This is a genomic window from Kribbella sp. NPDC056951 (assembly GCF_042674205.1).
In the GTDB taxonomy this organism is placed as follows: Bacteria; Actinomycetota; Actinomycetes; order Propionibacteriales; family Kribbellaceae; genus Kribbella; species Kribbella yunnanensis.
Genome location: NZ_JBHUQZ010000002.1, coordinates 278,813 through 287,904, shown reverse-complemented (window position 1 = coordinate 287,904; position 9,092 = coordinate 278,813). Strand labels below are relative to the sequence as shown.

At 67.5% G+C, this 9,092-nt stretch carries 10 protein-coding genes; 4 read left to right on the top strand and 6 right to left on the bottom strand.

Annotation, left to right across the window (positions count from 1 at the left end; translation table 11 throughout):
• Nucleotides 1-60 precede the first annotated feature (60 nt).
• Nucleotides 61-2,028 carry an exo-alpha-sialidase gene (locus ACFTSF_RS08920; RefSeq protein WP_380153310.1) on the top strand — a complete coding sequence of 656 codons (1,968 nt, stop codon included), beginning with the start codon at nucleotides 61-63 and terminating at the stop codon, nucleotides 2,026-2,028.
• Between the two features lie 4 nt (nucleotides 2,029-2,032).
• Here the strand turns inward: ACFTSF_RS08920 and ACFTSF_RS08915 are convergent, their stop codons facing one another.
• Nucleotides 2,033-2,572, bottom strand: a complete 540-nt coding sequence (locus ACFTSF_RS08915; protein WP_380153309.1) for a dihydrofolate reductase family protein — start codon at nucleotides 2,570-2,572, stop codon at nucleotides 2,033-2,035.
• A gap of 63 nt (nucleotides 2,573-2,635) precedes the next feature.
• On the bottom strand, nucleotides 2,636-3,031 hold the full coding sequence (locus ACFTSF_RS08910) for a RidA family protein (protein WP_380153976.1): 396 nt from the start codon (nucleotides 3,029-3,031) through the stop codon (nucleotides 2,636-2,638).
• Nucleotides 3,032-3,123: 92 nt separating this feature from the next.
• Between ACFTSF_RS08910 and ACFTSF_RS08905 the strand changes: the two genes are divergently transcribed.
• Nucleotides 3,124-4,101, top strand: coding sequence for a helix-turn-helix transcriptional regulator (locus tag ACFTSF_RS08905; protein WP_380153308.1), 978 nt, complete (start codon nucleotides 3,124-3,126; stop codon nucleotides 4,099-4,101).
• Here the strand turns inward: ACFTSF_RS08905 and ACFTSF_RS08900 are convergent.
• Both ACFTSF_RS08900 and ACFTSF_RS08895 read right to left on the bottom strand, forming a co-directional pair.
• Nucleotides 4,080-4,814 (bottom strand): inositol monophosphatase family protein, encoded by a 735-nt coding sequence (locus ACFTSF_RS08900; RefSeq protein WP_380153307.1) that lies wholly within the window; start codon nucleotides 4,812-4,814, stop codon nucleotides 4,080-4,082. The two genes, ACFTSF_RS08905 and ACFTSF_RS08900, sit on opposite strands and share 22 nt — an antisense overlap.
• Complete coding sequence (locus ACFTSF_RS08895; RefSeq protein WP_380153306.1) at nucleotides 4,807-6,072, bottom strand: hypothetical protein; 1,266 nt, start codon at nucleotides 6,070-6,072, stop codon at nucleotides 4,807-4,809. Before ACFTSF_RS08895 ends, ACFTSF_RS08900 begins: the two co-directional genes overlap by 8 nt.
• Before the next feature lie 70 nt (nucleotides 6,073-6,142).
• On the opposite strand from ACFTSF_RS08895, the gene ACFTSF_RS08890 reads away from it, so the two are divergent.
• Nucleotides 6,143-6,871, top strand: coding sequence for a hypothetical protein (locus ACFTSF_RS08890; protein ID WP_380153305.1), 729 nt, complete (start codon nucleotides 6,143-6,145; stop codon nucleotides 6,869-6,871).
• A gap of 9 nt (nucleotides 6,872-6,880) precedes the next feature.
• Nucleotides 6,881-7,540 (top strand): hypothetical protein, encoded by a 660-nt coding sequence (locus tag ACFTSF_RS08885; protein WP_380153304.1) that lies wholly within the window; start codon nucleotides 6,881-6,883, stop codon nucleotides 7,538-7,540.
• On the opposite strand, the gene ACFTSF_RS08880 is transcribed toward ACFTSF_RS08885, so the two are convergent.
• Both ACFTSF_RS08880 and ACFTSF_RS08875 read right to left on the bottom strand, forming a co-directional pair.
• Nucleotides 7,537-8,361, bottom strand: a complete 825-nt coding sequence (locus tag ACFTSF_RS08880) for a GNAT family N-acetyltransferase (protein ID WP_380153303.1) — start codon at nucleotides 8,359-8,361, stop codon at nucleotides 7,537-7,539. The genes ACFTSF_RS08885 and ACFTSF_RS08880 overlap by 4 nt on opposite strands.
• 69 nt (nucleotides 8,362-8,430) lie before the next feature.
• A complete protein-coding gene (locus tag ACFTSF_RS08875) occupies nucleotides 8,431-9,084 on the bottom strand; it encodes a hypothetical protein (RefSeq protein WP_380153302.1) in 654 nt (217 codons plus the stop codon).
• Nucleotides 9,085-9,092 lie beyond the last annotated feature (8 nt).

Below are 9,092 nucleotides of genomic sequence, written 5' to 3'. Positions count from 1 at the left end.
TGGGTTCATCTCCGGTCGGTAGCGTCGCTGGCGGATCCCCCCGCCCTGAGGAGCAGACGCATGACCCCGCCCGTCAGCCGTCGCGCATTCACCGCCGGACTCATCACCGCCGCCTTGCCCGTCTCTGTCCAACCCGTGTTGGCGGCCACGCAGGCCGAGGTCGCGGCACCTTCCTTCTTCGAGAACATCCTGTGGGACAACACCGTCGACCCGCTGGCCAACTACCACGTGCACGCGCTCGCCGTACTGCCGGATGACACGATCATCGCGTGTAGCGAAGGTCGGCATGAGGTGTGCGACGCGGGTCCGCATGACCTGCTCATCCGGCGCAGTACCGACAAGGGCCGGACCTGGACGCCGACCGTTGCGGTCGTGCCGTCGGTGAATGGTCAGAGCTGGGCCAACCCGGCCTTTGTCGTCGACAACACGACCGGTGAGGTCTTCCTCTTCCACGGTCTGTGCGTGCGGCTGCCGGAGAACACGAGCTGCTCGTCGGACTCGAGCACGGTTCACGTCATCTCCAGTACGGACGGCGGGGTGACCTGGGGACAGTCGCGCAACATCACGTCGCTGTTCGACCACTTCCCGCACAACTGGGCGATGCATGGACCTGGCCCCGGGCACGGCATCCAGCTCGCCTCCGGCCGGCTCCTGCTGACGGTCGGCCACCGCACGATCATTACCGGCGTACCGACTGCTGACCGGCACTATGGCGTCTCGACGATCTACAGCGACGACCATGGGCGGACCTGGCGTTCGGGTGGCGAGGTTCCGATGGGTCCGGGGCTGCCGGGGTTCGGCGAGGCGCGGTTGGTTCAGCGTGCGGACGGCAGCGTGATCCTGAACAGCCGGCCTGGTTCCGGCAACGACTGGACGCGCGGGGTGGCGGTCAGTACGGATGACGGGCTGAGCTGGTCGCGGCCTGCGCTCGACTTCGGTGCTGGTCTGTTCAACGGCGTCGACACAGGCTTCCTCCGCTACCCCGGCGACCGGGTGCTCTTCAGTCGGCCGGACGCTCCGATGCGCCGGAACATGACGGTGTCGGTCAGCTACGACGAGGGCAACTCGTTCCGCTACAGCCGCGTGGTCAACCCCGGCCGCAGCTACTACTCGGACCTGGGCCGGTTGTCGGACGGCACGATCGTTCTGCTGTACGGGCGGGATGGTGATCTGGACGGGTTCCCGCGGAGTGTGGCTGTTGCCTGCTTCAACCTGGAGTGGCTGACCCAAGGCCGCGACTCCCTCGCGACTGGACCCGGGCTAACCACGCAGACCTTCCCGCTGGGTCCTCCGCAGTCGGGGTCTATCGAGTACCCGTTCATGGTCAGTCGCGACGGCCAGTACGAGCTCTGGCTCCGCTACTACCGCACCCCCGACGGCGCTCTGCTCACCGTTGCCGTCGACGGTCAAACGCCACGTACGTCGGCCATCGACCTCACCTCATTCAGAGGCGACGGGTACGACGTCGTACTGGTCGACACGCGTCAGCTGACCGCCGGCCGACACACGCTACGCGTCACCCTCGCCGGTCCCGGCCGAGGTGGTGGCAACAACATCTTCCTCGACCAACTGACTCTGATCACCGCACCGGCGAAACCCGACATCCGTGAAGAGCTCACCGTGGACAACGACGGCCTCGGCTTCGAACTGGTCGGTACCTGGAACGACGCGCGCAGCATCCTGGGCTACTACGGCTTCAACTACCTCACGCACCCCAAGGGCACCGGAACCAACTACGCCAGATTCCGTCCCGCCATCCCAGGCGACGGCCGCTACGAGGTCCTGGTCTCCTACACCGCCGACCCCAACCGAGCCAGCAACGCGAAATACGCCATCCACCACGCCACCGGCACAGCCACAGTCACCGTCAACCAACGCACCCGCGCCACCCCCGACGACCGCACCGGCGAGTGGAAGTCTCTAGGCACCTTCACCTTCAAAGCCGGCCTCACCAACTACGTCCAACTAACCGACGCAGCCGACGGCTTCGTCATCGCAGACGCGGTCCGATTCCGTCGGCAGCCGTAGTCGTCTAGTGGACGACGCGGTAGTCGACCAGAAGGTGGCCGCTGGCTGACGTCGTACAGGTGATCGTCTCGAGCCGGATGCCGGGCAGGCCGTCGAGTAGGCGGCGGCCGGTGGTGACGATTGTGGGCACGATGACGAGGCTGAGTTCGTCGACGAGCCCGGCGGCGAGCAGTGTCTGGGTGACCGAGATGCTGCCGTGGACGCCGATGTCACCGCCGGGCTGTTCCTTCAGGTGCCGGACGAACTCGGCGAGGTCGCTGTCGATGACCTGCGCGTTGGACCAGGCGGATTCGAGCGGGTTCGAGGTCGCGACGTACTTCGGGACGGCGTTGATGAACGCGGTGAACGGCTGGATGTCGCTCGTGGGCCAGAACCCGGCCCATTCGTCGTACGTCCGCCGGCCGAGAACGACCGCGTCCTGGGTTTCGATGAGGCGGGCGCCGACAGCGTCCGTCTCATCGTCCCAGCCGGTGAGGAACTTGTCGGCGTCCTCGGCGACTCCGTCGAGTGACAGGAAGTACGAGGAAACTACTTTGCGTGGCATTCGGGAGCTCCCTTGGTGTGTGGTTACCCCTGCGTCGAAGCAGCCGCTCGATTCTCGACACGGTCACGCCACTGCGGTTGCCTCTAGTTCGACCAGGAGGGTCGGGATCGCCAGGCGGCTCACTCCGAGCATCGTGGTGGGTGGGGCTACCTGGGCGGCGCCGAGGCGGGAGGCCAGTACGCCGTAGTGCTGGAACAGGAGGTCGACGTCGGTCGTGTAGACGTTCAGCCGGATCACGTTGGCCAGCGACATCCCGGCTTCGGCGAGGACCGCCTCCAGGTTGGTGAGGCTCAGTTCGAGTTGAGCCGCCATGTCGCCGTCGTGCTCGGGTTTGCCGTCGGCGTTCATGGCGGTCTGGCCGGCGCAGTACAGGGTGCGGGTGTTGCCGGTGACGACCTCGCCCTGGTGGTATCCCAGCTCCTGCGACCAGGTCCAGGGGTTGACCGCCGTTCGTTCCACTGCCACTTCGTTTCCCTTCGCTTGAGGTTGTAGGGAAAGCCTCTCAGCGAATCACGACATCCTGTGTCGTGTATTCCGGTAGGGTTTTCCGCATGCGCGCCGACCGGTTGGTCTCGCTGGTTCTGCTGCTGCGCCAGCACGGTCAGCTGTCCGCGGTCACGCTGGCCCGCGAGCTGGAGGTTTCCACACGCACCGTCCTGCGCGACATCGAGGCACTGTCCGCCGCTGGCGTCCCCGTGTACGCCGAACGTGGCCGGCACGGTGGTTTCGCGCTGCTCCCCGGTTTCCAGACCGAGCTCACCGGGCTCAACCATGACGAAGCCCTCGCCCTGGTCGTCGCGGGATCGCGTCGCGGCGCGCAGGTCTTCGGGCTCGGCTCGGCCCTCGCCTCAGCCATGCTGAAGGTCGTCGACGCCCTCCCCGAGAGCTACCGGAACACCGCAGCCGGCGCGTCCCAACGCCTCCTCATCGACCCCGAAACCGACCTGCTCTCCCGACGCCTCGTCACCGAAGAGTCGCCCGACACCACGACCGCCGAGGTCCTGCGCGCCGTACTAGCCGGCCACAAGCTCCGCATCCACTACGCGGCAACCGACGAGCCCGCGAAGTGGCGCACGATCGATCCGATCGGCGTCGTGACAGTCCGCGAACAGGGCTACCTCCTCGCCACCAGATCAGGCGAAGACCGCACCTACCGCCTCGACCGCATCCTCGCCACCGAAGAACTCCCCGAACCAGCCGAGCGACCCGACCGCGTCGACCTCGACCAAGCCTGGCAAGACCGCAGCACCCGCTTCCGCACCGGCGGCGACCAGGTCACCGTCCTCGCCCGTGTCCACCCCCTCCGCCGCGAAGACCTGGCCCGCACCGCCCTGGCCATCCTCACCGAGACCCCCGAGAACGACGGCTGGCTCCGCCTCGAAGTCACCTTCCAAGACCGCCGCCACGCCGAGTGGGCCCTTTGGCAACTGTCCACCAACGCCGAAGCCCTCTCCCCACCTTGGCTCCGCGCCGCCCTCCACACCCGAGCCACCACCCTCACCACCCGCTACGCCGAGCCGCCTGGATAGCCGAGTAGCGCCAGGAGGTCGGAGTGGAGGTTGGCGTTGGAGTAGAGACCGCCGCCTTGGTCGCCGGTGTTGGTGCCGATCGGATTGGTGAAGCGGCCGCCCGCTTCTTCCACGAGCAAGATCCACGGCGCGTGGTCCCACTTGTAGTAACGCTCCACGTGGAACGCGTCGATCTCGCCGCGGACGAGTTCGACCAGCGGGAGCGGGCTGCCGGGTGGGCCCGCGCTGGGGAGTCGGGGATCATTGCCTAGGGCATCGATCGCGGCGTTCTCGACCGTTGTACTGACCTGAAGCCGCCGGGGTTCAGCACCCGGCCACGGTGACTCGAAGGCGCCACGGCCGCGAGTTGCCCACCAGCGGATGCCGAGTGCGGGCGCGGTGACGGCCGCGAGCTCGGTGATCCCGTTGATCTCCAGAGCGAGCTGGATCCGCCAGTTCGGGTCGCCGCGGCTGAAGAAGTTGGTGCCGTCGATGGGGTCGAGGATCCAGACGCGCTCGGACTCGCCCAGTTCACCGAGTTCCTCGCCGAAGAACGCATCGCCCGGCCGCGCCTCCGACAGCGTGTCCCGCAGCAATCGCTCGACGGCCCGGTCTGCCTCGGTGACCGGTGAGCCGTCAGCTTTCACCGAGACGGTGACCCCGGCCTCGTAGTGGGCAAGCGCGAGCTGCGCGGCGAGGTCCGACGTACCGAGGGCCAGTTCAAGGTCATCCATCGCTGCACAAGTTAGCAGCCGCCACGATCGGGAGCTGGTACGTCCGCAGCACCCAGTCCTCGAGCGCAGCAAACGTCCGCGTCCGCGGGTTGTAAGCACTCGGCCGGTAGCCAGGCAGTACGCCGACGCGCGCGCCCTCGGCGGGATCCCAGAACTCGAGGCCGTGCTCGGCCGCGACCGCGAGTTGGCCGTCGACTGCCCACATCTGCCCTTTTGGGCCGAAGAGCGTGTCGACGCGCTCGCCGCTCGGAGCGTCGTACAGCTGGACGCCGTCGACCATCGCGGCATCGTCTTCGCCGATTCGCTGGATGGCGACGACGTTGTCGGTGAGCCAGGCGACTGGCTGGTTCCAGGCGTAGTCGCGGTAGGTGAGGCTGCGGCCTTGTTCGGCGGCGTACGTGGTGCCGTTCTGCCAGGCGGCTACGTCGATGAGCAGGGGAATGCCGACCGGCGCCCAGACCCAGCCGTCGTCGACGAGCCAGGCTCCGGTCGGGCTGACGGTCAGGCGGCCGTGGAAGTAGTCGAGGTAGTTCTCCGGTCGCTCGTCGCCCTTGCGCCACTTGGTGTCGCGTGGCGTCAGCAGGCTGCCGGAGGCTGAGTTGACCCGGTCGAGGCGGTTCCAGCTCGTCGCTGTGATGAAGGTGCCGTCGGCAAGGAACGCGAACGGGAACGGCGTCGTGTAGTTGCGGTAGTCGCCGCGATCGAGCGTCACAGTCATCTGACCCTTGGCGAGATCGACGACCTCGCCGTACCGGCCGTGATCCCAGACGACCGCCGCGAACCGTCCGTCCGACGACGCGTGCACGGTCGGGCCCGGCGTACCGAACGCTTTGTCGTCCTCCTGATCCTTGCGCATCTTCAGCCGGTACGACGCTCCGCCCAGCTGCACGAGGTATTTCCCGGTGTACACCAGCCACCCGTCGCCCGACGGCGCGAGGCAGCGGTCGTTGACCGGTTGCGCGTACGCCGGTTCTTCGTGGAAGGTCCCGGTGAGCGGGCGATCGTCGTACCGGATCTCGGGCTGACCGCTGATGTGGGTGACCTTCTCGTCGTCGGCCCGTTCGGTGCAGCCGAGGCAGACGACCGCGAGTTGCGACCACGGATCGTCGAGTTTGCCGCAGGTCTCGCAGACCAGGTGGTACTCGCCGCCGACACCGGTGTAGAGCCGCGAGATCTCTTCCGGCTCCTCGACGCACAGGTGAAGGCAGGTCCGGAACGGACCCTCGTTCGCCAGGTGACCGCAGGCCAGCAACTCCATCTCACGACGATATTCGAGCCCCGCGAGTCGACCGAACCAGTTTGACCATGCGGTCGGCTAGGTTGCCGGGGTGCACGCTCTCGACGTACCGACCTGGCTCGATGCCCTCGTCGGGATGCAGATGGGCGCGGCCGTGTTCATCGGCTTCGCAGCCCTGGTCGGCTGGGTGTTCGCCAAGCTGGTCTCACCCTCGCTCGACCGCGAAGCAGCCAAGCTCGCCCGCCTCCAGGCCGGCGCCGAACGCTACGGCTGGCAACCTGGCGAAGACACAGGCGGCCGACTCGCTGCCGCCGGGGCCCGCTGTTTCGAGGACGATGGCGAGTTGCGTCGCCTGCTCGTCGGCGAGTACGAGGGCCGCCGGATCGAGATGGCTGAGTTCGTCACCGTCGAAGGAGGCAAGCTCCCGACGACGGTCGTGAACAATCTCGTCGCCATCGAGCTCCCGGCCGGTCTCCCCGAGCTTCGCATCAGCCACGACCAGGTCACTCCCCCTTCATTGCCGCCGCTCGAACCTGTCCTGCAGACCAGCGACACCGAGAGCGACGCGTTCAATCAGCGCTACTTCGCGGCCAGCCTCGACCCCCGCTACACCTCGGCGATGCTGCATCCCCGCATGATCGAGTGGCTCCTGGCCCACCCACCGCAGGACCTCCGCCTGGTCGGCAACCTCCTCGTCGCCTACACACCCAAGCCGTGGACCGTCCCGCACACGCTGGCCACGGTTCCCCTGCTCAGCGGCATCGTGGATCGAATTCCGCCGTTCGTGCTGAAGGACTTCGGTGTCGGATCGGTGAGTTAACGTTCGCGCATGAACGTTCAGGTCATCCAGGGCCGGTTTGCCGAGGTACCGACCGCGGATGCACGCGGGATGGATCGCCGCGCGTTCGGCGAGTTCATCGGCCCGCAGGGCGAGCTCGCGTCGTACGCGATCGGCTGGACCACCGGAACCGACCAGCACGTCGGCCGGATCTCGGTCGGCATCGGCGCGGGCAACCCGGGCGGCGCCACCATCCACGCGGTCATCTTCGAGAACGAGGGCACCTACGCCTTCAGCCTGATCGACGAACCGTTCGAGCAGGTCCCGGAGGGCGGCCCGCATCTGACCGCTCAGCAAGCCCGCGCCCACGAAGACCTGCCCTTCATGTGGTGGGTCGCCGACAACGCCCTCGCCACCGACCGGCGCGCCTGGTGGCTGCTCCACTGGCTCCTGCAGACGAACTGCATCCAGACCGCCGAGGTCTTCGACATGCGCGAACCGATCCTCCTCGTCGGCCACGACGAAGACGACGGCATCTGGCAACTCATCGGTACGTCGAACGCCGGCCCCGACGGCAAACTCGGCCACCTCAGCCACGCAATCGACGAGGACCCGACTCTCATCGACGTACTGGACCTGCCGCCCGGCCAATCCGCCGTACGGTCTGCTGTCGGCGGGCCGTGGACCCGCCAACTCGGCTACCCGGACTAGCGGCGTACGTAGAGCTTGCTTCTCGCGCCTGGGCGGAAGCCGATGGATTGGTAGAGCGCCCGGGCTGTCGGGTACGCATCGTCACCGCGCGGGCAGACCATCGCAGCGGTGGCGCCTGCGTCGCGGAGGGCGTGCAGGGCGGCGAGATTGACGGCCGCGGCCAGACCTTGACGCCGGTACGCCGGTGCGCAGCCGACCGGTTCGACCAGACCGATCCCGTGGACCTTGTCGTGCCAGATCAAGGCGGTCGCCGCGAACTCGCCGTTCGGCGCTTCGACAACCCAGTCGAGCTCGGACTCGTACGGCCAGGTCGACATCACTGCGGCCATGTCCTCGTCGGTCACCTTCGACGGCCCCAAGTCGGACCACGCGGCCCGGTGAGCCGCGGCCCGCTTCTGCACCTCGTCAGGCTGTGCGTGCCGAAGCGTGAACCCGTCCGGGACGACCGGTGTGCGGAGGTCGCTCAGTTCGATGCGGTGATGCGTGAAGAAAGGAGCCGCGTCGTCCGCGCGGTAGCCGGCCTTCTCGAGCGCATCCACGAGGTGTGTCTCGTCCTCGAGCACACTGCAGGCGCCATCCGGGTGGAGCTCCTGAAACCAGTTGATTACCTCGCCCGCAACCTCCGCCCGCTCGGGATCGACCACCAGCGACAGATGATCAGGTTCGGCCCAGCCCCACGCGACCACCTGCCCGTCGTCCTCCCAGAACGCCGTACGCCACGTGTCCCCACGCCGACCGGAGTTCACCGCCCGCTCCCACGCCACATCCCCGACATGCAGCCGCGACCGCGGACTCCACGTCCGCTGCACCAACTCCTGCATCGCCCGAACCTCATCGGCCCCCGCCAACTCACGTCGCTGCACCACAACCTCCGCCCCTCGCTCAACACTTCAACTGATTAACTCATCCAATCGAAGCGCGCTGACGATTGTTAGCTGGCGGTGGACGAGGGCTGCGGCTGGATGACTGCCACCGGCTTCTGACAGTACGTCGTACAGCGCGTCGCCGAGGTCGTTGTCGGCCGCGCCGCCGAGCATCGTGATCATGCCGGTGGCGGCAGCGAGGTTGCCGCGGGCAAGGTGCTTGGCGGCCAGCGGCAGCATGGCGAGTGCGAATGCTGTGGGGTCCGGTGGTGGTCCTGGTTCGCCTCGGCCGAGGTGGTCGAGGGTGCCGGACAGGTTTCGGGGGCCCGCGGATCCAGCTCCGGCGAGTCGGCGGGCTTCTCGTGGGATGGCGGCTTGGGACGGCCACAGGTACCAGTCGACCCACAGCGGGAGGCCGGCGACGTCGTACATCGCACCGAGGTAGCCGCCGCCGGCTGGGCCGTTGGTGGGGAGGTCGATGGTCAGGACGGTTTCGTCGAGTGCGGGAGTGCCTTCGACGACGAGGAGGTCGAGGTCGCTCCAGTCGTCGCCGGTGTTGGTGGCGAGGGAGCCGACCAGCCAGACCGACTGGGCCTCGAGCGTTGGGATGGTGGTGGTAAGCCACTCGTCGCGGGCTCGGGCGTAGGCGGTCAGCAGGGTGCGGGCTTCGCCTGGAGTCACGTGTCGGA

Bases quoted from the DNA above. Each gene is read 5' to 3' on its own strand.
- ACFTSF_RS08905 (WP_380153308.1), top strand. From the start codon at position 3,124: ATGCGCGCCGACCGGTTGGTCTCGCTGGTTCTGCTGCTGCGCCAGCAC.
- ACFTSF_RS08920 (WP_380153310.1), top strand. From the start codon at position 61: ATGACCCCGCCCGTCAGCCGTCGCGCATTCACCGCCGGACTCATCACC.
- ACFTSF_RS08885 (WP_380153304.1), top strand. From the start codon at position 6,881: ATGAACGTTCAGGTCATCCAGGGCCGGTTTGCCGAGGTACCGACCGCG.
- ACFTSF_RS08900 (WP_380153307.1), bottom strand. From the start codon at position 4,814: ATGGATGACCTTGAACTGGCCCTCGGTACGTCGGACCTCGCCGCGCAG.
- ACFTSF_RS08915 (WP_380153309.1), bottom strand. From the start codon at position 2,572: ATGCCACGCAAAGTAGTTTCCTCGTACTTCCTGTCACTCGACGGAGTC.
- ACFTSF_RS08880 (WP_380153303.1), bottom strand. From the start codon at position 8,361: ATGCAGGAGTTGGTGCAGCGGACGTGGAGTCCGCGGTCGCGGCTGCAT.
- ACFTSF_RS08895 (WP_380153306.1), bottom strand. From the start codon at position 6,072: ATGGAGTTGCTGGCCTGCGGTCACCTGGCGAACGAGGGTCCGTTCCGG.